The 23,160-nt window shown below is 68.3% G+C and carries 22 protein-coding genes and 1 other RNA gene; 18 read left to right on the top strand and 5 right to left on the bottom strand.

The genetic code is table 11. The annotated features are described in order from the left end of the window. Nucleotides 1-79: 79 nt before the first annotated feature. Genes ribH through thiL form a run of 3 tightly spaced genes read left to right on the top strand, consistent with a single transcriptional unit; the run spans nt 80 to nt 2,006 of the window. On the top strand, nt 80-547 hold the full coding sequence (gene ribH, locus AC1DIQ_RS14260; protein WP_121042680.1) for a 6,7-dimethyl-8-ribityllumazine synthase: 468 nt from the start codon (nt 80-82) through the stop codon (nt 545-547). After that, the gene (gene nusB / locus AC1DIQ_RS14255) at nt 544-1,023 is read left to right on the top strand and encodes a transcription antitermination factor NusB (RefSeq protein ID WP_121042682.1); all 480 of its coding nucleotides are present in this window, start codon (nt 544-546) and stop codon (nt 1,021-1,023) included. Before ribH ends, nusB begins: the two co-directional genes overlap by 4 nt. A gap of 8 nt (nt 1,024-1,031) precedes the next feature. After that, nucleotides 1,032-2,006 carry a thiamine-phosphate kinase gene (thiL, locus tag AC1DIQ_RS14250; protein WP_282258158.1) on the top strand — a complete coding sequence of 325 codons (975 nt, stop codon included), beginning with the start codon at nt 1,032-1,034 and terminating at the stop codon, nt 2,004-2,006. A 6-nt stretch (nt 2,007-2,012) separates the two neighbouring features. Here thiL and AC1DIQ_RS14245 read toward each other — a convergent pair whose 3' ends face one another. The 4 genes from AC1DIQ_RS14245 to AC1DIQ_RS14230 are packed head-to-tail and all read right to left on the bottom strand — an operon-like array spanning nt 2,013 to nt 6,032. Then, entirely contained in the window at nt 2,013-3,398 is a 1,386-nt protein-coding gene (locus tag AC1DIQ_RS14245) for an FAD-binding oxidoreductase (protein ID WP_282258160.1), read from the bottom strand. Nucleotides 3,399-3,400: 2 nt separating this feature from the next. Next, nucleotides 3,401-3,937 carry a metal-dependent hydrolase gene (locus tag AC1DIQ_RS14240; RefSeq protein WP_478050267.1) on the bottom strand — a complete coding sequence of 179 codons (537 nt, stop codon included), beginning with the start codon at nt 3,935-3,937 and terminating at the stop codon, nt 3,401-3,403. Further along, nucleotides 3,937-4,305 carry a YraN family protein gene (locus tag AC1DIQ_RS14235; protein WP_478050349.1) on the bottom strand — a complete coding sequence of 123 codons (369 nt, stop codon included), beginning with the start codon at nt 4,303-4,305 and terminating at the stop codon, nt 3,937-3,939. Before AC1DIQ_RS14235 ends, AC1DIQ_RS14240 begins: the two co-directional genes overlap by 1 nt. Nucleotides 4,306-4,310: 5 nt before the next feature. Continuing rightward, nucleotides 4,311-6,032, bottom strand: a complete 1,722-nt coding sequence (locus AC1DIQ_RS14230) for a penicillin-binding protein activator (protein ID WP_478050266.1) — start codon at nt 6,030-6,032, stop codon at nt 4,311-4,313. 79 nt (nt 6,033-6,111) lie between these two features. On the opposite strand from AC1DIQ_RS14230, the gene rsmI reads away from it, so the two are divergent. Further along, the gene (gene rsmI, locus AC1DIQ_RS14225; RefSeq protein WP_121042690.1) at nt 6,112-6,933 is read left to right on the top strand and encodes a 16S rRNA (cytidine(1402)-2'-O)-methyltransferase; all 822 of its coding nucleotides are present in this window, start codon (nt 6,112-6,114) and stop codon (nt 6,931-6,933) included. A gap of 38 nt (nt 6,934-6,971) precedes the next feature. Beyond that, nucleotides 6,972-7,322: RNase P RNA component class A (gene rnpB / locus AC1DIQ_RS14220), an RNA gene on the top strand. A gap of 181 nt (nt 7,323-7,503) precedes the next feature. Here rnpB and AC1DIQ_RS14215 read toward each other — a convergent pair. Beyond that, on the bottom strand, nt 7,504-8,265 hold the full coding sequence (locus AC1DIQ_RS14215; RefSeq protein ID WP_152152381.1) for an NRDE family protein: 762 nt from the start codon (nt 8,263-8,265) through the stop codon (nt 7,504-7,506). 324 nt (nt 8,266-8,589) lie between these two features. Between AC1DIQ_RS14215 and mraZ the strand changes: the two genes are divergently transcribed. Genes mraZ through ftsA form a run of 13 tightly spaced genes read left to right on the top strand, consistent with a single transcriptional unit; the run spans nt 8,590 to nt 22,939 of the window. Beyond that, nucleotides 8,590-9,036 (top strand): division/cell wall cluster transcriptional repressor MraZ, encoded by a 447-nt coding sequence (mraZ, locus tag AC1DIQ_RS14210; RefSeq protein ID WP_019182494.1) that lies wholly within the window; start codon nt 8,590-8,592, stop codon nt 9,034-9,036. Nucleotides 9,037-9,050: 14 nt separating this feature from the next. Then, a complete protein-coding gene (gene rsmH, locus AC1DIQ_RS14205; RefSeq protein WP_121042694.1) occupies nt 9,051-10,019 on the top strand; it encodes a 16S rRNA (cytosine(1402)-N(4))-methyltransferase RsmH in 969 nt (322 codons plus the stop codon). Continuing rightward, nucleotides 10,016-10,279: a cell division protein FtsL gene (ftsL, locus tag AC1DIQ_RS14200; protein ID WP_152152380.1), complete on the top strand. Its 264-nt coding sequence runs from the start codon at nt 10,016-10,018 to the stop codon at nt 10,277-10,279. Before rsmH ends, ftsL begins: the two co-directional genes overlap by 4 nt. Then, on the top strand, nt 10,276-12,120 hold the full coding sequence (locus AC1DIQ_RS14195) for a peptidoglycan D,D-transpeptidase FtsI family protein (protein WP_350463607.1): 1,845 nt from the start codon (nt 10,276-10,278) through the stop codon (nt 12,118-12,120). Before ftsL ends, AC1DIQ_RS14195 begins: the two co-directional genes overlap by 4 nt. After that, the gene (locus tag AC1DIQ_RS14190; RefSeq protein ID WP_478050265.1) at nt 12,117-13,619 is read left to right on the top strand and encodes a UDP-N-acetylmuramoyl-L-alanyl-D-glutamate--2,6-diaminopimelate ligase; all 1,503 of its coding nucleotides are present in this window, start codon (nt 12,117-12,119) and stop codon (nt 13,617-13,619) included. The genes AC1DIQ_RS14195 and AC1DIQ_RS14190 overlap by 4 nt, the downstream gene beginning before the upstream one ends. After that, entirely contained in the window at nt 13,616-15,010 is a 1,395-nt protein-coding gene (locus tag AC1DIQ_RS14185; RefSeq protein ID WP_478050264.1) for a UDP-N-acetylmuramoyl-tripeptide--D-alanyl-D-alanine ligase, read from the top strand. Before AC1DIQ_RS14190 ends, AC1DIQ_RS14185 begins: the two co-directional genes overlap by 4 nt. Then, a complete protein-coding gene (mraY, locus tag AC1DIQ_RS14180) occupies nt 15,000-16,085 on the top strand; it encodes a phospho-N-acetylmuramoyl-pentapeptide-transferase (protein ID WP_088433957.1) in 1,086 nt (361 codons plus the stop codon). Before AC1DIQ_RS14185 ends, mraY begins: the two co-directional genes overlap by 11 nt. After that, entirely contained in the window at nt 16,085-17,413 is a 1,329-nt protein-coding gene (gene ftsW, locus AC1DIQ_RS14175) for a putative lipid II flippase FtsW (protein WP_121042702.1), read from the top strand. The genes mraY and ftsW overlap by 1 nt, the downstream gene beginning before the upstream one ends. Continuing rightward, nucleotides 17,410-18,504, top strand: a complete 1,095-nt coding sequence (murG, locus tag AC1DIQ_RS14170; protein WP_121042704.1) for an undecaprenyldiphospho-muramoylpentapeptide beta-N-acetylglucosaminyltransferase — start codon at nt 17,410-17,412, stop codon at nt 18,502-18,504. Before ftsW ends, murG begins: the two co-directional genes overlap by 4 nt. Nucleotides 18,505-18,541: 37 nt before the next feature. Then, nucleotides 18,542-19,978 carry a UDP-N-acetylmuramate--L-alanine ligase gene (gene murC, locus AC1DIQ_RS14165; RefSeq protein ID WP_121042706.1) on the top strand — a complete coding sequence of 479 codons (1,437 nt, stop codon included), beginning with the start codon at nt 18,542-18,544 and terminating at the stop codon, nt 19,976-19,978. Beyond that, nucleotides 19,975-20,958: a D-alanine--D-alanine ligase gene (locus tag AC1DIQ_RS14160; RefSeq protein ID WP_121042708.1), complete on the top strand. Its 984-nt coding sequence runs from the start codon at nt 19,975-19,977 to the stop codon at nt 20,956-20,958. Before murC ends, AC1DIQ_RS14160 begins: the two co-directional genes overlap by 4 nt. Beyond that, a complete protein-coding gene (locus tag AC1DIQ_RS14155) occupies nt 20,955-21,707 on the top strand; it encodes a cell division protein FtsQ/DivIB (protein WP_121042710.1) in 753 nt (250 codons plus the stop codon). Before AC1DIQ_RS14160 ends, AC1DIQ_RS14155 begins: the two co-directional genes overlap by 4 nt. Continuing rightward, nucleotides 21,704-22,939 carry a cell division protein FtsA gene (gene ftsA, locus AC1DIQ_RS14150; protein WP_017355446.1) on the top strand — a complete coding sequence of 412 codons (1,236 nt, stop codon included), beginning with the start codon at nt 21,704-21,706 and terminating at the stop codon, nt 22,937-22,939. Before AC1DIQ_RS14155 ends, ftsA begins: the two co-directional genes overlap by 4 nt. Nucleotides 22,940-23,160: the final 221 nt, after the last annotated feature.

Below are 23,160 nucleotides of genomic sequence, written 5' to 3'. Positions count from 1 at the left end.
GTCCCGTAACGCGCGGCGACCCGGCTACACGCGGCCATGCGCTAGAATATTCACCTATTAAATGGACCCCACGCCGAACATGAGCCATTACGAAGGCGACCTCCGTACTCCGGAAAAGGCCCGTTTCGCCATCCTCGCCAGCCGCTGGAACGCCCGCATCACCGACGTGCTGGTGGCCGGTGCGCGGCAGAGCCTGGCCGGCAACGGGATCGACGAGTCCGCCATCGACGTGATCCGCGTGCCCGGCGCATGGGAACTGCCGCTGGTCGCCGCGCGTCTGGCGGCCGCCCATCAGCATGCCGCGATCATCACCCTGGGCTGCGTGATCCGGGGCGATACCCGCCATTACGAACACGTGGCCGACCGCTGCGCCGAAGGCCTGATGCGCGTGCAGCTGGATTTCGGCGTGCCGGTGCTCAATGGCGTGCTGGCGGTGGAACGGGTCGAGGATGCCGACGCCCGCGCGGGTGGCAGCCACGGCAACAAGGGTGAGGAAGCCGCACTGACGGCGTTGGAAATGGTCAATCTTCTGGAGCAGCTGCCATGAACAAGTCAAACCCGGGCAAGCCCTCCGGTAAGCCCGTCCGCCGTGATGGCGTCGACCCCGTGCTGCGTTCGCGCGCGCGTCGTCGTGCCCTGCAGGCGATCTATGCGTGGCAGATCTCCGGTGGCAACGCGCAGAGCGTGATCGCCCAGTTTGCCCATGAACAGGCCCGCGAAATCGCGGATCTGGCCTACTTCGAAGCGCTGGTGCATGGCGTGCTCGACAACCGCAAGGATCTGGATGCGGCGCTGGACCCGTACCTGGATCGTGGGATCGAGGAAGTGGATGCGATCGAACGCGCCGCGCTGCGCGTGGCCGCCTATGAGATGCGCTTCCGCCTGGACGTGCCGTACCGCGTCGTGATCAACGAAGCGATCGAGTCGGCCAAGCGTTTCGGTTCCGAGCATGGCCACACCTACGTCAATGGCGTGCTCGACCGGGCCGCGGTGGAGTGGCGCAAGGTCGAATCGGGTCACTGATCCGCCCCGTGTCCCTTGCCGAATTTGCTCTGATCGACCGCATCCGTGCGCGCACCACCGCGCGCGCCGATGTCGTGCTCGGCATCGGCGATGACGCCGCGCTGCTGCAGCCGCGTGCGGGCGAACAGTTGGTGATCACCACCGATACGCTCAACAGCGGCGTGCATTTCCCGGTCGAAACCCCGGCCTACGAGATCGGCTGGAAAACCCTCGCGGTGAACCTCTCCGATCTCGCCGCCATGGGCGCCCGTCCGGCGTGGTGCACCTTGGCGCTGTCCTTGCCGGACGCCGACGCGGACTGGATCGAAGCCTTCGCCGATGGTTTCTTCGCATTGGCCGACGAGCACGACATCGTGCTGGTTGGCGGCGACACCACGCGCGGGCCGCTGTCGCTCTCGGTGACCGCGATCGGGCAGGTCGCGCCCGGCCAGGCGCTGCGTCGCGATCGTGCCCAGTTGGGGGATGACATCTGGGTCAGTGGCACGCTGGGCGATGCCGCCGGTGCCCTGCGCCTGTGGCAGCAGAACCGGTTGAAGGTGGCGGTCGCCACGCTGCTCAGCGATGACGAAACGCTGCGCGAGCGCCTGCTGCGTCCGATCCCGCGCGTAACGCTTGGCCTGCGCCTGCGTGCCTACGCACATGCGGCCGTGGATATCTCCGATGGTCTGCTCGCTGATCTGGGCCATATCGCGGCCTGCAGCGGCGTGCGCGCGGAAGTGGAGGCCGATGCGTTGCCGATCTCGTCGGCCCTGCGCGAGCAGCTCGGGCGCGAGGGTGCCCGCGACTGCGCGCTGCGTGGCGGCGACGACTACGAGCTGTGCTTCACCGTCGCGCCGTCGCAGCGTGACGCGATCCATGCCTTGTCGGCGTCCCTGGGCTTGCCGCTGACCCGGATCGGCCGGATCGTGGAAGGACAGGGCGTGCACTGCGCTGATGCCGACGCCACCGACGGTGGCTACCAGCACTTCTCCGAACGTCGCTGACGCCCATCACACCGGCGGCAGCACCTTCCCCGGATTGAGAATCCCATCCGGATCCAGTGCACCCTTGATCGCGCGCATCGCCGCCAGCGTGGCCGGGGTGAACGCCTGTGCCATGAAATCGCGCTTGGCCAGGCCGATGCCGTGTTCGCCGGAGAGCGTGCCGCCCAGTGCCAGGGTCAGCGCGAACACGCGCGGCAGCGCCGCATGGGCGCGTGCGTTCTCGCCGGCATCGTCCGGGTGGTAGAGGATGTTGACGTGCAGGTTGCCGTTGCCGGCATGGCCGAAGGTGACGATCGGCAGAGCGAACTCCGCCGATAGTGCCTGCACCCCGGCGACCAGCGCGGGAATGCGCGACACCGGGACCACCACGTCTTCGTTGATCTTGCCCGGTGCGATGCTGCGCAGCGCCGGTGACAGCGCCTTGCGCGCGGCCCACAGGGTTTCGCGCGCGCTGCCTTCCATCGCCACATCCAGCGCGATCAGACCGTCGCCTTCGGCGGCCGCCGCGAGGGCCTGCAGCAGGTAGGGCAGGGTGTCGTGGTCGCCGTCGGCCTCCACCAGCAGCATCGCGCCGGCCTCGGGCACGTCAGCCCCATTGCGACGCAGCAGCTCAAGGCTGCGCGCATCCATGAACTCCAGGCGCGTGGGCACCACCGGCTGCGCCATCAGGCGCGACACCGCCTGCGCGGCGGCGTCCGCATCGCGGTAGAGCACGCGCAGCCCGGCCTGCGTCACTGGCAGCGGGGTCAGCTTCAGGGTCGCTTCCACGATCAGGGCCAGCGTGCCTTCGCTGCCGACCAGCAGATGGGTCAAGTCGTAGCCGGTGGCGTCCTTCGTGTACGGCCCGCCGCAGGTGATCAGTTCACCGGCACCGGTGACGGCAACCAGACCGAGCACGTTGTCGCGGCTGGTGCCGTACTTCACCGCGCGCGGGCCACCGGCATTGCAGGCGAGGTTGCCGCCGATGCTGCAGATCTCCGCACTGGAAGGGTCCGGCGGCCAGAACAGGCCGTGCGGCATCAGCGCCTGCTGCAGGTCGCCGTTGAGCACGCCGGGTTCGACCACCGCGCAGCGGTCGCCGGGCTGGATGGCGAGGATACGGTTCATCCGCGCGAACGAGAGCACGATGCTGCCTTCCATCGGCACGGCAGCGCCGGTGGTGCCGGTGCCTGCGCCGCGCGCGACCAGGGCGATGCGATGTTCGCGGCAGGCGCGGACCAGGGCGACGACCTGCTCGCGATCGCGCGGGAAGGCGACACCGGCCGGCAGCGTGTGCCGCCACGAGTTGTCCTGGGCATGTGCGTTGCGTGCGCTGTCATCCGTTCGCCAGCCGTCGTCGCCGAGCAGCGCATGCAGGGTGGCAACGAACGCCGTGGGCAGGGCAGGGGTCATCATCAGGTCCGGGAATCAACAGGGGCACGTTGGATCGCGCGCCAGCCGATCACGGCCAGCGCCAGTGGCAGCCACACCCAACGCAGTTCGGAAAGGACGGTCGCCATCCCGCGCGCGCTGAAGAACTGCGGCGCGAAGGGCGAGACGCGGATCGGGCGCCAAGGGGCGAAGACGCGTTCGCCGCTCCAGGGCCACCACAGTGCGACGCCAAGGCCACCGGAGGTCAGTGCATCCAGCAGCGGGTGCGACAGCGCGCAGAGGCCGACGAACGCGCCCGCCTGCACGGGCGTGGCGCGCAGGCGCCGGTGCAGCAGCGCGGCGAGCACGGCCATCAGCGCGGCGAACAGCATCGAATGGCTGGCGCCCCGATGGCCGAAGCTGTCGGCGTAGGGAATGTGCAGCGCGAAGGCGAGCACGTCCGCATCCGGCAGCATGGCCGCGACCACGCCGGCGGCCAGCAATGGCGTGGCGATGCGGCCGCGATCGGCGGCGCACCACAGCGCCAGCGGGATGGCGGCGTGGGTGAAGATGGAGGGCATCAGCAGTCTTCCAGCCGGAACGCGTCGCGCAGCCAGTTCAGCTGCGGGGGCTCGCCACTGGCTTCAACCACGTCGAAGCGGCAGGGCTGCTCGGCCAGCCAGGGATGGGATTGCAGGAACAGCTGCGCGGCGATCACCAGCTTGCGTCGCTTGCGCAGATCCACCGAGGCCGCGCCGCCGCCGAAGCGGGCGTCCGCGCGGTAGCGGACTTCCACGAAAACGACTACATCACCGTCGCGCATGATCAGGTCGATCTCACCGCGGCGATACCGCGCATTGGTGGTGACCGGGCGCAGCCCGGCCTCACGGAGATGGTGCTGCGCGGCAGCTTCCACCGCCGCGCCACGTACCGCGCGCCCGGTGGGCACGTGGCTCAGTTGCTGCTGGCGATCGGCATCGGCCGGCCGCCGCTGAAGGTCGACCACGCCGGCACCCGCAGTACGTTGCCGTTGCTGTCCAGGAACAGGGTGCCGGTGGCGCCGGCCAGGCCGCCTTCGGTGGCGACCTTGTCCAGGTAAGCGCTGATCTTCCACGCATCGAAACCGAACGCGAACAGGCGACCGGAGGCGCCACGCGCCGAGGGCAGGATCTGCCCGGCGGTGGAGGCGGCCGGCAGGCCGGGCACGCCGCGCACGTTCCAGGCTTCGTTGGGGTAGACGATGCCGTCCAGCGCCATGTCTTCTTCCGGCTTGCCGGCACCGACGGTCAGCTGCGAGGTGCCGACGCGGCTCGCGCCACCGGCACCGGCCAGCGCCAGCTGCGGGGTCAGTGCACGCGCCTGCGGCGCCTTCACCGCCAGCAGCACGCCGTCGATGGCGCCTGCCGCGCGCACCTGCGCACCGATGTCGCCGACGGTGTCGCTCACGCCGATGGTGGCCACCACCTGCCCGCCACGCTGCGCGAAGCGCTCGCGGAAGGCGGCCGCGGCACGGCGGCCGTTGTCGTCGTTGCTGTGGATCACCAGCACCTTGCTGCGCTCGCGGCCGCGCAGGTATTCGGCGGCGATGATGCCGTCGTCTTCCGGGGCCAGCGAGAAACCGGCGCTGCCGGCCGGCGGGGTGTCCTTGCCGCGGTTCAGGGCGAGCACCGGCACGGGCAGCTCGCGGCGGCCGAAGACGGCATCCACTTCGTCGCGCCCCAGCGGGCCGACGATGAAATCGGCACCGGCGGTCACGGCCTTGTCGTAGGCGGCCAAGGCACCGGCGGCGGTACCGGCGGTGTCGATGAACTGGATGTCCGGGCGACGGCGGGTTTCGCCGTAGTAGCCGCTGAGCAGGCCATCGCGGACCGGCTGCGCGGCGGTGGCCAGGCGGCCGCTGAGCGGCAACAGCACCGCCATCTTCACCGGCGGGCGGTAGCCATCGCTCATCGCCGGCGGGCGCTTGCTGGTATCGAACTGCGAGGCGCCTTCGCGATCGAACGGACGCGGCAGCGGCAGGCCACGGGCGATCAGCGCACGGCCGGCGAAGTTGTACAGCGGTTCATTGGCCGGCAGCGCCGCCGCGCGCGCGCGCAGGGTGGCATCGTCCAGCGTGCCGAGCAGGCCGGCGATGGCCTGCTGGTTGTCGCTGCGCGCTTTGCCGGTCAGTGCGGCGTGCGCACGGGCGCGCTCGAGCGCGGCACCGAGGTTGTCGCCGGTGGCCTGCAGTGCGTTGGCGCGGGCCAGGTGCCAGCGGGTTTGCAGCGAGGGGGTGACCGCGTCGGCCGGTTCTTTCAGCGCGGCCAGCGCCTGCGCCGGCTGCTTGTCGGCCAGCGCGAGTTCGGCGGTGGTCAGCTGGTAGCGCTGGAGGCTGGCGCCGCTGAGCTGGCGCGCGGTGAGCTGGGCCAGCAGGGTGCGGGCGCGGGTGGCATCGCCGGCTTCGTGCCAGGCAAAGGCGGCATCGGCCAGGGCGGCGCTGCGGGCACTGCCGCGCAGGGTGTTGGCCAGCGCTTCCAGCCGGACCGCCGCATCGCGCGGCTTGCCCTGCTCGATCAGCGCCAGGGCCTGGCTCTGGGCCGGCGAATCCGGCGCACTGGTGAAGCTGGTCGTGGCGCAGCCGGCAAGCAGCATCAGCGACAACGAAAGGGCGGAGATCCGTACGACGGGCTTGTTCATGATCAGGTCCATTCGATGGGGGCAGCGGCCGTGGCCGGGGAACGGTACGATTCTACCCTTGACCACGGAAGAGCCGCTGATGAGTGCTGTCCCCACGCTGTATGTCGTTGCCACCCCGATCGGCAACCTCGCCGATCTGACCCCGCGCGCGCAGGACGTGCTGCGTTCGGTGGCCGCGATCTGCGCTGAGGACACCCGCCGCAGCGGCCAGCTGTTGGCCCACTTCGGCATCCAGCAGCCGCTGGTGGCCCTGCATGACCACAATGAAGAAGCGTTGTCGCAGCGGATCGTGGCGCGCCTGCTGGCGGGCGAGTCGCTGGCGCTGGTCAGTGATGCCGGCACCCCGCTGGTCAGCGACCCGGGCTACCGCCTGGTCCGCGCCGCGCGCGAAGCCGGGATCAAGGTCAGCCCGATTCCCGGCGCCTGTGCGGCGATCGCCGCGCTCAGCGTGGCCGGCCTGCCGAGCGACCGCTTCACGTTCGAAGGCTTTCTGCCGGCCAAGGCGTCCGGCCGCCGCGAGCGGCTGCATGCGCTGGCCGGTGAAACCCGCACGCTGGTGTTCTACGAATCCTCGCACCGGATCACCGAATCGCTGGCGGACATGGTCGCCGCGTTCGGGCCCGAGCGGCCCGCGGTGCTGGCGCGTGAGCTGACCAAGCTGTTCGAGACCGTGCTGGATGGCGATCTGGCCTCGCTGCTGCAGCAGGTCGAGGCGGACGACAACCAGCGCAAGGGCGAGTTCGTGGTGATGGTGCAGGGCGCGGCCGACGATGAGGAGGCTCAGCTGGTTCAGGGCCGGCGCCTGTACGCCAAGCTGAGCGAGCACCTGCCGCCCTCGACCGCAGCCAAGCTGGCGGCGGAAATCACCGGTGCCCCGCGCAAGGCGTTGTACGGCGGGTAACCGCGATCGTCCTTGTTTTGTGGGACAATGCGCGCGGCGGAGTCGGCCAGACAGTCGCGTCATCCCTTGCGGATGCCGAGGAAAGTCCGGGCTCCACAGGGCAAGGTGCCAGGTAACGCCTGGGCGGCGCGAGCCGACGGAAAGTGCAACAGAAAGATACCGCCTACGTTCCCTTCGGGGAGCCGGTAAGGGTGAAATGGTGCGGTAAGAGCGCACCGCGAGTCTGGTAACAGACCGGCACGGCAAACCCCACCTGGAGCAAGACCAAATAGGGACCTAATGGCGTGGCCCGCGTCGGGTCCGGGTAGGTTGCTTGAGCGCTGCGGTGACGCAGCGCCTAGAAGAATGACTGTCCACGACAAAACCCGGCTTATCGGCCGGCTCCGCCGCTTTTTTCGCGGACTCGCGAAAAAAGCCCCAAGGTTTGCAGCGCAAACCTTGGGCCCCGGGCTACCAGCCTCCAATTCCCCGCGCCTGACGGCGCGCCCCCTTTGACTAAAGGGGGCTGTTACTCGGCTTGATTGTCCTGGGCGTTGAGTACCTGTTGATCACGGCGCTGTCCCTACCGGCTTAGCCGTGCGTTGCCAGCGTCGTTTCACCCACACAGACACCCTCTGCATCGAACCGCCGCTCGGTGATGAAGCCGTGGCCGTTGGCGTCCAGCACGATGATCGTGCTGGCGCGGGTGCCGTACTCGGGGCTTCGGATGAAGGGGGACGACAGCCAGCGCTCGCGCTCCAGGCCGATGCCGGTATCCGGCAGGGTGCTGTCCTCAGCGCGGGTTTCATCACGCAGGGCCTTCCACAGCGGGGCCAGATCATCGTCGCCGTGGTCCACCCATGCGCGCAGTGCTGCGTTCAATGTCACGGTTTTCGGCCACGGCGCATCCAGCGGCCCGTTGGACATGCCATGGATGCCCGGCGCCAGCGACTGGCGGTGCAGGGGGTGGTTGCCCAGGAACTGGCAGCTGTCGCGATCGGCCAGTAACAGATTGAAGGGGGCGAATTCGACTGCCCGCCGCGCGAGCTCGTCCGCGAACAGTGCGGCCGGCGCGGCATCACGCAGATAGTCGGCCACCAGTGCGCCGCGGGAGGGGCCGGTCTGCCGGGCTTGCGGATCGCGGACGTTGGTCACCACCGCCATCCGCCCCGCCGGGCCGATCCCGGCCCAGGTCCCTCCCGAGCGCAGGTCGCGGCCGGCGGCCACTCCGTCATCCGGTGCGGGCCATCGGCGCAGGGCGGCGGTCGGCCGCGCGTGGAACTCATCGCGGTTACCGGCCATCACCAACGGCCAGCGGGGGAGGGTTTTCCAGGCAAGCGCGAGCAGACACATGCCTCACAGTGTGCCGGTTCTGCGCAGCGCCGGGGCGATGGCGACCCCGTCAGGGATGAATACGGGCGGATGTTTCACGCGGTCTCCACAGGCCTGAACTTCGGCGAAATCTCAAAAAATGAGACGAAACAGCAACTTGTGGATAAGCCTTGAACAAGTCTCTAAACATTGCTGCAAGCCCTTGATGTTCAAAGTGATTTCCCCTTCGCAAAGTTGTTGACAACCCAATCGGCACTGCTAAGGTGGGCATCAGAGGGGAAACCGGGTTTTTTGTGGTTTTTCGTGGTTCAATGTTTCACCGGGCGAAGGAAAGGTGAAAACGTCGTGTTTCAAGGCGAGACGGCCATCACTGTTGACGACAAAGGGCGCATGGCGGTTCCGACCGCGCATCGCGACCTTGTCGCGCGTGTGAGCAACAACCGTCTGGTCCTGACTTACAACCCGTTCGAGTCCGGCTGCCTCTGGTTGTACGCCGAACAGGAATGGGAACGCGTCCGTGATGACGTCATGTCCAAGCCCAACACACAGCGCGTCGTGCGCCTCCTGCAACAGAAGCTGGTCGGTTCGGCCGCGCATCTGGAGTTGGACGGCAACGGCCGCATCAGTATTCCCGCCAGCCACCGTGGTGCCGTTGGCATTGAAAAGAAGGCGGTGCTGCTCGGTATGGGCGACAAATTCGAATTGTGGAGCGAGCAGGCTCATCGCGCGTTGATCCAGCAGACGTTGTCTGACGAGGATCTCGGCGATGGGTTGCTCGACCTGAAGTTGTGAGCCGGGGTGCCCGGATGCGCGGAGCAGCGCAGACCGGTCACCTTCCGGTGTCGCAGCCGCCGGCAGGCCACCTGCCGGTCCTGTACACGCAGGTCCTGGATGGCCTGAAGGTGATCGAAAACGGAGTGTATCTCGATGGCACGTTTGGTCGTGGCGGTCACGCCCGCGGCGTGCTCGAGCAACTCGGTCCTGGAGGCCGGCTGCTGGTCATGGACAAGGATCCGGAGGCGATTGCGGTAGCCGAGCGTGATTTCGCGCCGGACCCGCGCGTCTCGATCTTCCGTGGCAGCTTTGCTGATCTGCTGCACTGGGAGGCCACCGCGCAGGGCCTGGATGGCGTGCTGTTCGACCTGGGCGTGTCCTCGCCCCAGCTGGATGTCGCCGAGCGCGGTTTCAGCTTCGGCAAGGACGGCCCGCTGGACATGCGCATGGATCCGGACAGCGGTGAAAGCGCGGCGCAGTGGCTCAACCGTGTTGAAGAGCGCGAGCTGATGGACGTGCTGTGGACCTACGGCGAAGAGCGCCAGGGTCGCCGCATCGCCAAGGCCATCGTCGCCCGCCGCGACAAGCAACCCTTCACCCGCACCGCCGAGCTGGCGGAGTTGATCGCCTCGGTGATGCCGCGTGGCAAGGACAAGATCCACCCGGCCACGCGCAGCTTCCAGGCGATCCGCATCCATATCAACCGCGAACTGGCCGACCTTGAGGCCGGCCTGGACGCGGCACTGGCACGCCTCAAGCCCGGTGGCCGGCTGGCGGTGATCAGCTTCCATTCGCTGGAAGACCGCATCGTCAAGCAGTTCATGAACCGCTACGCCAAGGCACCGCCGAGCAACCGCCGGTTGCCCGAGCTGGCCGCCTTCGTGCCGACGCTGGACCTGCACGGTGGCGCCATCAAGGCCGAAGACGACGAGCTGGCGGTCAATCCGCGCTCACGCAGCGCCGTGCTGCGTGTCGCCGAAAAGCGCGAGGTGGCTGGATGAGCCGCCTGCTGTTGATCGTGCTGCTGGCCTGCACCGTCGCCTCGGCGATCGGTGTGGTGTTCATGCGCCATCGCCACCGCCAGACCTTCGTGGAGCTGTCCCGGGTCGAGCGTGCGCGCGATGAGATCAACATCGAGTTCGGTCGCCTGCAGCTTGAGCAGGCCACCCTGGCCGAGGCCACCCGGGTCGACCGCGTCGCCCGCGAGCGCCTGGGCATGAAGTTCCCCGAAGCGACCGATGTCGTGGTGATCCGGCCATGAACAAGTCCGGCCGCAACCGTGCGCGCAACAGCTTCAACCTCCGCCAGCGCCTGAAGTGGGTGGGGCTGGCGCTCGGCCTGTGCTCGGTCTCGCTGGTCGGCCGCGCCGCCTACGTGCAGATCATCAACAGCGAGTTCTACCAGCGCCAGGGCGAAGCGCGTTACCTGCGCGAACTGCCGATCAACACCTCGCGCGGCATGATCACCGACCGCAATGGCGAGCCGGTGGCGGTGTCCACCCCGGTCGCCTCGATCTGGGTCAACCCGCAGGAACTGCTGCGTTCGCCGGACCGTATCCCCGAGCTGGCGACCGCGCTGGGCATGCCGCTGGATGAGCTGACCTCCAAGCTCTCGCAGAAGGCCGATAAGGAATTCATGTACCTGCGCCGCCGGATCAATCCGGACGACGCGGAAAAAGTGGTCGCGATGAAGATCCCGGGCGTGGCCTCGCAGCGCGAGTTCCGTCGTTTCTACCCGCAGGGTGAGGCGATGGCGCACGTGCTCGGCTTCACCAACATCGACGACCGCGGCCAGGAAGGGCTGGAGCTGGCCTTCGACGAATGGCTGCGCGGCAAGGCCGGCGCCAAGCGCGTGATCCGCAACCGCAAGGGCGACACGGTGGAGAGCGATCTGCTGCGCGCCGCCGAGCCGGGCAAGGACCTCACCCTCAGCATCGACCGCCGCATCCAGTTCCTGGCCTTCAAGGAGCTGCGCAACGCGCTGATCGAGAACAAGGCCGCGGGCGGCTCGATGGTGATCATGGATGTGGCCACCGGCGAGATCCTGGCCATGGTCAACCTGCCCACCTACAACCCCAATGCCGTGGGTGGCGCTGCGCCGGATACCCGCCGCAACCGCGCGGTGACCGATCTGGTCGAGCCGGGTTCGACCATGAAGCCGCTGACCATCGCCTCGGCGCTGCAGTCCGGCGTGGTCACCAAAGACACTACGGTGGACACCAACCCGGGCTACATGGCGCTGGGCCGCTACACGATCAAGGACGTGCCGCGGAACAATGGCGTGCTCACCGTCACCGGCGTGATCACCCGCAGTTCGAACATCGGGGCGGCCAAGATCGCCGCCAAGATGCCGGACCAGGTCTTCTACGACCACATTCACAGCTTCGGTTATGGCGTTGCCCCGCACAGCGGCTTCCCGGGCGAATCGGCCGGCGTGCTGCCGCGCCCGGCGCGCTGGAGTGGTCCCTCCAAGACCACCATGTCCTACGGCTACGGCCTGAATGTCAGCCCGCTGCAGATCGCGACCGCCTACTCGGCGCTGGGCAACGGCGGCAAGCTGATCGCGCCGACCTTCGTCAAGGGCCAGCGCAACGAAGGCAAGCAGATCATCGACGAGAAGATCGCCAAGGAAGTCGTGGCGATGATGGAAACCGTGGTCACCCAGGGCGGCGCCAAGCAGGCGGCGGTGCTGGGTTACCACGTGGCCGGCAAGACCGGCACCGCCCGCAAGGCCGGCCCCGGCGGTTACGAGCGTGGCCATTACAACGCGCTGTTCGCCGGCGTGGTGCCCGCCACCAACCCGCGCTTCGCCACGGTGATCGTCATCAACGACCCGCAGGGCGGCAAGTATTACGGCGGCCTGGTCTCCGCGCCGGTGTTCCACAACGTGATGGAGGGCGCGCTGCGCCTGATGGACGTGCCGCCGGACGACATCGAGTCGTGGCTGGCCGCCCAGCAGTCCGGAAAGATGGGCCACTCGGCCTCGGTGCTGCCGATGCCGCCGCCGGAAACGGTGATCGCGCCCGATGCCGCCGCAGAATTCGATGCCGCGCTGCCCAGCGCGCACGCCACAGTGCCGCCCGCGCAGGGAGGCACGCAATGAGCCAGATGATGTTGCTGTCGCAGTTGCTTCCCGATGTGGTGCTGAGCCACGACCCGACCATCACCGGCCTGGTGCTGGACAGCCGTGCGGTGCGCCCGGGCAATGCCTTCGTGGCGATCGCCGGCTTCGGCGCGCACGGGCTGGGCTTCGTCGATCAGGCCCGCGCCAACGGCGCCGGGGCGATCCTGTTCGAGCCGCCGGCCCCGGCCGAGCTGCCGGCCCCGGCCGATGCGATTGCCGTGCCGGGCCTGCGCCACCGCATGGGCACGATGGCCGATCAGTTCCACGGCCACCCCTCGCACGCGATGACGATGGTCGGGGTGACCGGCACCAACGGTAAAACCTCCACCGTGCAGTTGCTGGCCCAGGCCTGGCACCTGCTCGGCACCCGCAGCGGCAGCATCGGCACGTTGGGCGTCGGCCTTTATGGCGATGTCGTGCCGACCGGCTTCACCACGCCGCTGGTGCTGCAGATGCATGAGGTGCTGGCGCAGCTGCGCGACGGGGGTGCCCAGGCCGTGGCGATGGAAGTCAGCTCGCACGCGCTCGATCAGGGCCGCGTGGATGCCGTGCATTACGACGTTGCGGTGTTCACCAATCTCACCCGCGACCATCTCGACTATCACGGCGACATGGCGCAGTACGGTGCGGCCAAGGCCAAGCTGTTCCACCGCGACGGGCTCACGGCCGCCGTGGTCAACCTCGATGACAGCTTCGGCAGCGAACTGCTGCGCACCGTCGGGGAGACCGTGCGTCCGATCGGCGTGAGCTCGCGCGGTGCCGCACAGGCCACCGTACGCGCTGATTCACTCGCCCTGGATGGCCGCGGCATCGCCTTCGATCTGGTCGTGGACGGTCAGCGCCACCCGGTGCAGTCGCCGCTGCTGGGCCGCTTCAACGTGGACAACCTGCTGGCCGTGGCCGGTGCGCTGTATGCGCTGGATCACGCCCCAGCCGCGATCGCCGCGCTGCTCTCGCAGCTGCAGCCGATCGCCGGCCGCATGAACCGCCTGGGCGGCGAGGGTGGCCTGCCCACCGTCGTGGTCGATTACGCGCACACCCCGGATGCGCTGGAACAGGCACTGGCCAGCGTGCAGGGCCATCTGGCCGGGCGCCTGATCTGCGTGTTTGGCTGCGGCGGCGAGCGCGATACCGGCAAGCGCCCGCAGATGGCCGCCATCGCCGAGCAACACGCCGACGTGGTGATCGTCACCGACGACAATCCGCGCGGCGAAGACGGCGACGTGATCGTGGCCGACATCCTCAAGGGATTTGATGCACCCGCTGCCGTCACCGTGCAGCGCGACCGCGCCGCCGCGATCGCCACCGCGATCGGCCAGGCCGGTGCGGGCGATATCGTGCTGATCGCCGGCAAGGGTCACGAGCCCTATCAGGAGATCCACGGGGTCAAGCACGCCTTCGATGACACCGAGGTGGCCGGCCGTGTGCTGGCCGCGCGCGTAGACAACGCGGGCATGCCGCGCATGGAGGCACCATGAAGCGCACCCCCCTGTCGCTGATCGCTCACTGGGCCGGTGGCGAGATCCATGGCGAAGATACCGCCATCGATGCCATCAGCAATGACACCCGTACGCTCGCGCCGGGCAGCCTGTATGTGGCGCTGCGTGGCGAGCGTTTCGATGGCCATGACTTCGCGGCCGACGCGCTCGCGCGCGGTGCCTCGGCGATGCTGGTCGAGCGCCTGCTCGATGTCGCCCTGCCGCAGATCGTGGTCGCCGACAGCGAACACGCCCTGGGCCGCATCGCCGCCGGCATGCAGCGCGACCGCGACACCGCGGTCTTCGCGATCACCGGCAGCAACGGCAAGACCAGCGTCAAGAGCCTGCTGCTGGCGATCCTGGAACATGTGGCACGTGACGACCGCAAGGTGGTCTACGCCAACCCGGGCAACCGCAACAACGAGATTGGCCTGCCGCTGGCGGTGCTCGATGCGCCGGAAGATGCCGACTACGCCGTCTACGAGATGGGCGCCGGCAAGCCGGGCGACATCGCCTACCTCACCGAGATCGTGCGCCCGCACTACGCGCTGGTGAACAACATCGCCCCGGCGCATCTGGAACGCATGGGCAGCCTGCAGGGCGTGGCCACCACCAAGGGCGCGATCTACGCGGCGCTGCCTTCCGATGGCGTGGCCGTGATCAATGCCGATGACGCCTTCGGGATCTGGTTCGAACAGCACATCGTCGGCCAGCCGCCGCGCTGCCGCGTGCTGCGCTACGGCCTGGAGCACACCGCCGATGTCACCGCGCGTGCGATCCGCCCGGCCGCGCAGGGCAGCCAGTTCGTGCTGTGCACGCCCGCGGGCGATGCCGAGATCACGCTGGGCCTGCCGGGCCGGCACAACATCAGCAACGCGCTGGCCGCTGCCTCGCTGGCGCTGGCCGCGGGCATTGCGGTGGCGCAGATCGCCGCCGGCCTGGCCCGCGCCGAGCCGGTGCCCGGCCGCCAGATCGCGCACCAGCTGCCCAGCGGCGCGGTGCTGATCGATGACAGCTACAACGCCAACCCCGGTTCGCTGGCCGCCGCCATCGATGCCCTGGCTGCCTCGAAGGACGAGGGCTGGCTGGTACTGGGCGACATGCGCGAACTCGGCCCGGACGGCGAGGCGCTGCATGCCCAGGCGGGTCGCCGCGCCCGCGATGCCGGCCTGAAGCGGCTGTACACGCTCGGCCCGCTGAGCGCCGCCGCCTCGACCGCCTTCGGTGAAGGCGGCCAGCAGTTCCAGAGCCATCAGGCCTTGGCCACCGCGCTCGCCGCCGAACTGCATGCCGGCGTGCGCTGCCTGGTCAAGGGCTCGCGTGGCAGCGCCATGGACACGATCGTCAAAGCGCTGCTCGCGCAAGGAGAGGAAACCCCCAATGTTGCTTGAACTGGCCCGATGGCTGCAGCAGTTGGAGAGCCTGTTCGGGCTGTTCGGCTACCTGACCCTGCGCGGCATCCTCGCGGCGCTGACCGCCCTGTTCCTGTCGCTGTGGCTCGGCCCGGCGATGATCCGCAAGCTGGCCCAGTTCAAGGGCGGCCAGCCGATCCGTACGGATGGTCCGCAGACCCATTTCGCCAAGGCCGGCACGCCGACCATGGGCGGCTCGCTGATCCTGCTGACGATCACGCTGTCGGTGCTGCTGTGGGCTGACCTGCGCAACCGTTATGTCTGGCTGGTGCTGGCCGTGATGCTGTGCTTCGGCGCGATCGGCTGGTACGACGACTGGATCAAGATCGTCCGCCGCGACCCGAACGGCCTGAAGTCGCGCTGGAAGTACCTGCTGCAGTCGATCTTCGGTCTGGCGGCCGGTCTGTTCCTGTTCTACACCGCCGATGTCCCGGCGGCGATGACGTTCTACATCCCGATGTTCAAATCGATCGCGCTGCCGCTGGCCGGCATCAGCTTCGTGGCCATCGCGTACTTCTGGATCGTCGGCTTCTCCAACGCGGTCAACCTGACCGACGGCCTGGACGGGCTGGCGATCATGCCGACCGTGCTGGTCGCCTGCGCGCTGGGCGTGTTCGCCTATGCCTCGGGCAACGTGGTGTTCTCCAGCTACCTGCAGATCCCGCAGATCCCGGGCGCCGGTGAGCTGGTCATCATCTGCGCGGCGATCGCCGGCGCAGGCCTGGGCTTCCTCTGGTTCAACACCTATCCGGCCATGGTCTTCATGGGCGATATCGGCGCGCTGGCGCTGGGTGCGGTGCTGGGCACGATCGCGGTGATCACCCGCCAGGAACTGGTGCTGGTGGTGATGGGCGGCGTGTTCGTGATCGAGACGCTGTCGGTGATGATCCAGGTCGCTTCGTTCAAGCTGACCGGCAAGCGCGTGTTCCGCATGGCGCCGATCCACCACCACTTCGAACTGAAGGGCTGGCCGGAGCCGCGCGTGATCGTGCGCTTCTGGATCATCTCCGTCGTGCTGGTCCTGATTGGCCTGGCCACGTTGAAGGTCCGCTGATGAACGACCTGTCGCGCCAAGCCACCCGCCTGGAAGCCATCGGAGGCCACTTCGACAAGTGGCTGCTGGGTGCGATCATCGCGCTCACCGGGCTGGGCGTGGTGATGGTCGCGTCGAGCTCGATCGCGTTGATGAGCAGCCCGTTCTATTACCTCAACCGCCACCTGATCTTCCTGGCGGTGGGTATCGGCCTGGCGATCATCGCCATGCGCACCGAGCTCAAGAGCATCGAGCAGTACAACCAGATCCTGCTGCTGGGCTGCTTCGCGCTGCTGGTGGTGGTGTTCATCCCAGGCCTGGGCAGCAGCGTCAACGGTGCCCGCCGCTGGATCAACCTGGGCATCTCCAAGTTCCAGACCGTCGAAGCGGTGAAGGTGCTCTACATCGTGTGGCTGTCCAGCTATCTGGTCCGCTTCCGCGATGAGGTCAACGCGACCTGGCCGGCAATGCTCAAGCCGCTCGGCGTGGCCGGCGCGCTGGTGGTGCTGCTGCTGCTGCAGCCGGACTTCGGCTCGTCCACGCTGCTGCTGGCGATCACCGCCGGCATGCTGGTGCTGGGCGGGGTCAACATGCCGCGCATGTCCATGCCGGTGATCATCGGCATGGTCGGCATGAGCGCGCTGGCGATCATCGAGCCGTACCGCATGCGCCGCATCACCTCCTTCCTGGATCCGTGGGCCGATCAGCAGGGCGACGGCTACCAGCTCTCCAATGCGCTGATGGCCGTGGGCCGTGGCGAGTGGACCGGCGTGGGCCTGGGCAACTCGGTGCAGAAGCTCTATTACCTGCCCGAAGCGCATACCGACTTCATCTTTTCGGTCACCGCCGAGGAGCTGGGCTTCCTCGGCACCTGCCTGATCATCTCGCTGTATGCGCTGCTGGTCGGCCGCACCTTCTGGCTGGGCATGCGCTGCGTGGAAATGAAGCGCCACTTCTCCGGCTACATCGCTTTTGGCATCGGCCTATGGATCAGCATGCAGAGCTTCGTTTCGATCGGGGTCAACCTCGGCATCCTGCCGACCAAGGGCCTGACCCTGCCGCTGATCTCCTCCGGCGGCTCCAGCGTGCTGATGACCTGCGTGGCGATGGGCCTGCTGCTGCGCGTTTCCTATGAACTGGACCGCGCCGAGCGCCGCCAGGCCGTGCGCATGGGCGCCGACCAGGATGGCCCGTTGCCCGGCGATGTTCCCAAGGCCGACAGCGCCAGCGCGGTCGCCGCGGCGATGCAGGACAGCGGCAACCGCGACACCGCACCGCGTGACAGCGCCACCCGTGGCACCAGCCGCATGCAGCAGCGCATCGAACCGACGCTGGGGAGAATGGGATGAGCACGCCTCGCCTCGATCCGTCCCAGCGCCCGGTCATGATCATGGCCGGCGGTACCGGTGGGCACATCTTCCCCGGCCTGGCCGTGGCCAAGGTGCTGCGCGAACGTGGCGTGCCGGTCACCTGGCTCGGTGCAGATGGCGCGATGGAAACGCGCCTGGTGCCGCAGCACGATATCCACATTGATACGCTGGCCATCGCCGGCCTGCGTGGCAAGGGCAAGCTGGCCCTGATCGGCGCACCGCTGCGGCTGCTGCGTGCGATCCGTGCGGCCGGCTTCCTGATCCGCGATCGCCAGCCGCGGGCGGTGATCGCCTTCGGCGGCTTCGCCTCCGGCCCCGGCGGTATCGCCGCGCGCCTGCATGGCCTGCCGCTGCTGGTGCACGAACAGAACCGCGCACCGGGCCTCACCAACCGCGTGCTGTCGCGCTTCGCCCGTCGCGTGCTGGCCGGTTTTCCGGGCAGCTTCGCCAAACGCGAGGAAGCGGTCGGTAACCCGGTGCGTGCCGAGATCGCTGCGATCACGCCGCCGGAGCTGCGCCTGGCCAACCGTCAGGGGCCGCTGCGTCTGCTGGTGCTTGGCGGCAGCCAGGGCGCACGCGCGCTCAACAACGCAGTGCCCAAGGCACTGGCCGCACTGGGCGCTGGCATGCCGGTGCAGGTGCGCCACCAGAGCGGCGAGAAGCTGCATGCCGAAGCGCTGCAGGCGTATGCCGATGCCGGTGTGCAGGCCAGCGTGGAACCGTTCATTGCCGATATGGCCGAGGCGTTCGCCTGGGCCGATCTGGTGGTGTGCCGCTCCGGCGCCTCCACCCTGGCCGAGCTGTGCGCCGTCGGTGTGGGCAGCGTGCTGGTGCCGTTCGCTGCGGCCGTCGACGATCACCAGACCCGCAACGCGGAGTATCTGGTCGAGCGCGGCGCCGCGGTGTTGCTGAAGCAGGATGAAACGCTGGCGACGCAGCTGGAAGGCGTGTTGCGCGATTTGTCCGAACATTCCGCCCGACGCATGCAGATGGCCAACGCCGCGCGTGCCCTGGCCAAGGTCGATGCCGCTGAGCGCATTGCCGACATCATTCTCGAGGAATCCAAATGAACACCGCTACGCGCGCCAGCCTGGCGCGAGGCCGCGCATGATCCGCCGCCTCCACGACACCAACGACCTGGTACGCGCGTTCCCGCGCGTGCACTTCGTCGGCATCGGCGGCACCGGCATGAGCGGCATCGCCGAAGTGATGCTGACGCTGGGCTATGAAGTGTCCGGTTCGGACAATGCCGACAACGCCGCGACCCGCCGCCTGGCCGGCCTGGGTGCGCGCGTGATGCGCGGCCACTCGGCGGCCAACGTGCTTGGTACCGACTGCGTGGTCGTCTCCAGCGCGATCCGCGATGACAACCCGGAACTGATGGAAGCGCGCAGCCAGCGCATTCCGATCATGCCGCGCGCGGCGATGCTGGCCGAACTGATGCGCTTCCGCCGCGGCATCGCGGTGGCCGGCACGCACGGCAAGACCACCACCACCAGCCTCACCGCCGCGGTGCTGAGCGAAGGCGGGCTGGACCCGACCTTCGTGATCGGCGGCCAGCTGCTCGCCGCCGGTGCCAACGCCAAGCTCGGCGGTGGCCAGTGGCTGGTGGCCGAAGCCGACGAAAGCGATGGCAGCTTCCTGCGCCTGAACCCGCTGGTCTCGGTGATCACCAACATCGATTCGGACCACCTGGAAAACTACGGCAACGATTTTGCCCGCGTCCAGGCCGCGTTCGCCGAGTTCCTGCAGCGCCTGCCGTTCTACGGGCTGGCGGTGCTGTGCATCGACGATCCGGAAGTGGCCGCATTGGCCGCGCAGACGCCACGCCATGTCATGAGCTATGGCATGAGCAGCAACGCTGACGTGCGTGCCGAGGATGTGGTCCAGGACGGGCCGCGCATGCATTTCACCCTGCGCCTGCCGGAAGGCAGCAGCCACCCGGTGACGCTGGCCCTGCCGGGCGAGCACAACGTGCTCAACGCGCTGGCCGCCGCCGCCGTGGGCTGGCAGCTGGGCGTGGCGCCGGAGGCGATCGCGCGTGCGCTGGAGAGCTTTGCCGGCATCGGCCGCCGCTTCAATGACCTGGGCATCGTCACCACGCACACCGGTGCCAAGGTCCGCGTGATCGACGATTACGGCCACCACCCGCGTGAGCTGGCCGCCGTGTTCGCTGCTGCCCGGGGTGGCTGGCCGAGCCAGCGCCTGGTCGTGGCGTTCCAGCCACACCGTTACAGCCGCACCCGCGATCAGTTCGATGCCTTTGCCGCGGTGCTGTCCGAAGTGGATGCGCTGGTGCTGAGCGAGGTGTACCCGGCCGGCGAAGCGCCGATCCCGGGCGCCGATTCGCGTTCGCTGGCCCGCGCCATCCGTGCGCGCGGCCGCAGCGAGCCGGTCGTGGTCGGCAACGCCGCCGAACTGGCCCACGTGCTGCCCGACGTGCTGCAGGACGGTGACCTGCTGCTGATGATGGGGGCCGGTGACATCGGCTACATCGCCCAGCAGATCGCCGGCGAAGGTTTCCAGGAGACCCCGGCGGCATGAACGCGCTGACCTTCCCGCCGCTGCGCCTCACCGACCCGGCCATGTTCGGCCGCGTCGCCGTGCTGCTGGGTGGTACCTCCAGCGAGCGCAACGTCTCGCTGGATTCCGGCCGCAACGTGATCGAAGCGCTGCGCGCGCGCGGCGTCGATGCGATCGCGGTCGACGGCATCCCGGCCCTGGCGCTCGCGCTGGTCGAGAAGCGCTTCGACCGCGTCTTCAACATTCTCCACGGCCATAACGGCGGTGGCGAAGATGGCATCGTGCAGGGCCTGATGGAAGCCTTCGGCGTGCCCTACACCGGCTCGGACGTGCTGGGCTCGGCGTTGAGCATGGACAAGATCCGCACCAAGCAGGTGTGGCTGTCGCACGGCCTGCCGACCCCGCGCTTCATCGCGCTGGACCAGGCCTCCGACGTCCACGCCGCCGCGGCCGAGCTCGGCCTGCCGGTGGTGGTCAAGCCGGCCAATGAAGGCTCCAGCGTTGGCATCAGCCGCGTGGTGGAAGAGGCCGGCCTGGATGAGGCGGTCGCGCTGGCGGTGCGCTATGACGGCCAGCTGCTGATGGAGCAGATGGTGGTCGGCGACGAGTTGACCGTGGCGATCCTGGGCGACCAGGCGCTGCCGTCGATCCGCATCGTGCCCAAGGGCCAGTGGTACGACTACAACGCCAAATACATCGCCGAGGACACCCAGTACCTGTGCCCGGGCCTGGAGGGCGAGGATGAAATCGAGATCCGCCGCCTCGCGCTGGCCGCGTTCCGCGCCGCCGGTTGCCGTGGCTGGGGCCGGGTGGACGTGATGCGCGACCGCAGCAGCGGCCGCTTCTACCTGTTGGAAGTGAACACCGCGCCGGGCATGACCAGCCATTCGCTGGTGCCCAAGGCGGCCAGCCAGGCCGGGATCGGCTTTGAAGAGCTGGTCTGGCGCGTGCTGGAACAGACCCTGCCGGGTCACGCCGCACAGGAGCACCGCCACGCATGAACGCGGTGCTGCGCATCTTCGTCTGGTTGCTGGCCCTGTCGGTCGTGGCACTGCCGGTGGTGGCGGTGCTCAACGGCTGGGTCGGTGCCGAGCGGTGGCCGTTGGCCAAGCTGCGCGTGCACGGTGAGTTCAAGCGGGTGCCGGCCGAGCAGCTGCAGCAGGTGGTGCTGCCCTATGCGAAGTCCGGCTTCTTCGCGGTCAAGCTGCAGGATGCGCAGGACGCCATCGAAACGTTGCCGTGGGTGGAAAGCGCGCAGGTCCGCAAGCAGTGGCCGGACGTGCTGGAAATCACCCTGGTCGAGCACAAGCCGTTCGCGCGCTGGGGCCATGACCGCCTGCTCTCCGAGCAGGGCAAGTTGTTCGCCACGCCGAAGAAGCTGCAGGACCTGGAACTGCCCGACCTGGATGGGCCGGACAGCCAGACCGAAGAAGTGGTGGCGCTCTACAACGATGCGCGCGCGCTGTTCGCGCCGGCCGGCGTGGACGTCAAGCGGGTCACCATGGACGCACGCGGCAGCTGGTCGCTGGTGCTGAGCAATGGCACCGAAGTCGTCGTCGGCCGCGACGATGCCCGTTCGCGCCTCCAGCGCTTCGTACGCGTGCTGCCGCAGCTGGCCAATCAAGCGGCGCCGATCGAGCGCGCCGACCTCCGATACACCAATGGTTTCACGCTGAGCTGGGGTACCCCGGTTCCGGCCGCACCGGCCACGCCGGCCACTGTGGCGCACAGGACGCAGGACAGGACATGAATCGCAAGGGTGACAAATCACTGATCGTTGGTCTGGATATCGGCACCTCCAAGGTGGTGGCGCTGGTCGGCGAGTATTCGCCGGGCAATCCGATCGAGGTCATCGGCATCGGCTCGCACGAATCGCGCGGTCTCAAGCGCGGCGTGGTGGTGGATATCGAATCGACCGTGCAGTCCATCCAGCGTGCGGTCGAAGAGGCCGAGCTGATGGCCGGCTGCGAGATCCGCTCGGTGTATGCCTCGATCTCCGGCAACCACGTGCAGTGCAAGAACTCGCCCGGCATCGTGCCGATCCGCGACGGCGAAGTGACCTGGGGCGACCTGGATCGCGTGCTGGATGCGGCCAAGGCGGTGGCGATCCCGGCCGACCAGAAGATCCTGCATGCGATCCCGCGCGAGTACGTGCTGGACGATTCGCAGGAAGGCATCCGCAACCCGGTCGGCATGACCGGCGTGCGCCTGGAAGTGCATGCCCACCTGGTGGTGTGCGCACAGTCGGCCGCGGCCAACATCTCCAAGTGCGTGCAGCGCTGCGGCCTGCAGGTCGATGACCTGGTGCTGTCCTCGCTGGCCTCCAGCGTGGCCGTGCTGACCGCCGACGAGCGCGAGCTGGGCGTGGTACTGGTCGACATGGGCGCCGGCACCACCGACCTGGCCGTGTTCGTGCAGGGCGCGATCTGCCACACCGCCTCGCTGCCGATCGCCGGCGACCACGTCACCAACGACATCGCGCACATGCTGCGCACGCCGACCCCGGAAGCCGAGCAGATCAAGGTGCGCTATGCCTGCGCCCTGGCCCAGTTGGCCACCGCCGAGGAAAGCATCCAGGTGCCCAGCGTCGGCGATCGTCCGCCGCGCCGGATGCCGCGCCACGCACTCGCCCAGGCGGTGCAGGGCCGTTACGAGGAAATCTTCGAGATGGTGCAGGCCGAACTGCGCCGTTCCGGTTTCGAGGAACTGGTGCGCGCCGGCATGGTGCTCACCGGTGGCGCCTCGAAGATGGAAGGCGTGGTCGAACTGGCCGAGGAAATGCTGCAGATGCCGGTGCGCGTGGGCATTCCGCAGCACGTCACCGGGCTGGGCGAAGTAGTGGGCAACCCGGTGCATGCCACCGGCGTGGGCCTGCTGCTGATGGGCAGCCAGATCGAACACCCGCGTCGCCCGTCGCTGCCCACCGGCCGCGCCGGCAGCATGTTCAAGAAGCTCAAAACCTGGTTCCGCGGCGAGTTCTGATCGCGGTTCGCAACACGCAGTACACATGCAATACGCGATAAGCAGTTCCCGAAAAATCCACGTAGTCCACGCAACACAGGCAACACCCCGCAGTGCGAAGTAGCAACACCGGCCCACGGGTCGTTCTTTGAAGCAGGCAATACCGCCGCGGTTGGCTCTATCCAGCCGGGCATACCAACTACAACTCGCCGGCACGATGGGTGGGGAGGACAGGAGAAGGA

This window comes from Stenotrophomonas sp. 05L413 (assembly GCF_056397945.1).
The sequence above is the reverse complement of the archived record's forward strand: the minus strand, read 5'-3'. Positions and strand labels throughout refer to the sequence as shown.

Bases quoted from the DNA above. Each gene is read 5' to 3' on its own strand.
- ribH (WP_121042680.1), top strand. From the start codon at position 80: ATGAGCCATTACGAAGGCGACCTCCGTACTCCGGAAAAGGCCCGTTTC.
- nusB (WP_121042682.1), top strand. From the start codon at position 544: ATGAACAAGTCAAACCCGGGCAAGCCCTCCGGTAAGCCCGTCCGCCGT.
- AC1DIQ_RS14245 (WP_282258160.1), bottom strand. From the start codon at position 3,398: ATGACCCCTGCCCTGCCCACGGCGTTCGTTGCCACCCTGCATGCGCTG.
- AC1DIQ_RS14240 (WP_478050267.1), bottom strand. From the start codon at position 3,937: ATGCCCTCCATCTTCACCCACGCCGCCATCCCGCTGGCGCTGTGGTGC.
- AC1DIQ_RS14230 (WP_478050266.1), bottom strand. From the start codon at position 6,032: ATGAACAAGCCCGTCGTACGGATCTCCGCCCTTTCGTTGTCGCTGATG.
- rsmI (WP_121042690.1), top strand. From the start codon at position 6,112: ATGAGTGCTGTCCCCACGCTGTATGTCGTTGCCACCCCGATCGGCAAC.
- AC1DIQ_RS14215 (WP_152152381.1), bottom strand. From the start codon at position 8,265: ATGTGTCTGCTCGCGCTTGCCTGGAAAACCCTCCCCCGCTGGCCGTTG.
- rsmH (WP_121042694.1), top strand. From the start codon at position 9,051: ATGCGCGGAGCAGCGCAGACCGGTCACCTTCCGGTGTCGCAGCCGCCG.
- ftsL (WP_152152380.1), top strand. From the start codon at position 10,016: ATGAGCCGCCTGCTGTTGATCGTGCTGCTGGCCTGCACCGTCGCCTCG.
- AC1DIQ_RS14195 (WP_350463607.1), top strand. From the start codon at position 10,276: ATGAACAAGTCCGGCCGCAACCGTGCGCGCAACAGCTTCAACCTCCGC.
- AC1DIQ_RS14190 (WP_478050265.1), top strand. From the start codon at position 12,117: ATGAGCCAGATGATGTTGCTGTCGCAGTTGCTTCCCGATGTGGTGCTG.
- AC1DIQ_RS14185 (WP_478050264.1), top strand. From the start codon at position 13,616: ATGAAGCGCACCCCCCTGTCGCTGATCGCTCACTGGGCCGGTGGCGAG.
- mraY (WP_088433957.1), top strand. From the start codon at position 15,000: ATGTTGCTTGAACTGGCCCGATGGCTGCAGCAGTTGGAGAGCCTGTTC.
- ftsW (WP_121042702.1), top strand. From the start codon at position 16,085: ATGAACGACCTGTCGCGCCAAGCCACCCGCCTGGAAGCCATCGGAGGC.
- murG (WP_121042704.1), top strand. From the start codon at position 17,410: ATGAGCACGCCTCGCCTCGATCCGTCCCAGCGCCCGGTCATGATCATG.
- murC (WP_121042706.1), top strand. From the start codon at position 18,542: ATGATCCGCCGCCTCCACGACACCAACGACCTGGTACGCGCGTTCCCG.
- AC1DIQ_RS14160 (WP_121042708.1), top strand. From the start codon at position 19,975: ATGAACGCGCTGACCTTCCCGCCGCTGCGCCTCACCGACCCGGCCATG.
- AC1DIQ_RS14155 (WP_121042710.1), top strand. From the start codon at position 20,955: ATGAACGCGGTGCTGCGCATCTTCGTCTGGTTGCTGGCCCTGTCGGTC.
- ftsA (WP_017355446.1), top strand. From the start codon at position 21,704: ATGAATCGCAAGGGTGACAAATCACTGATCGTTGGTCTGGATATCGGC.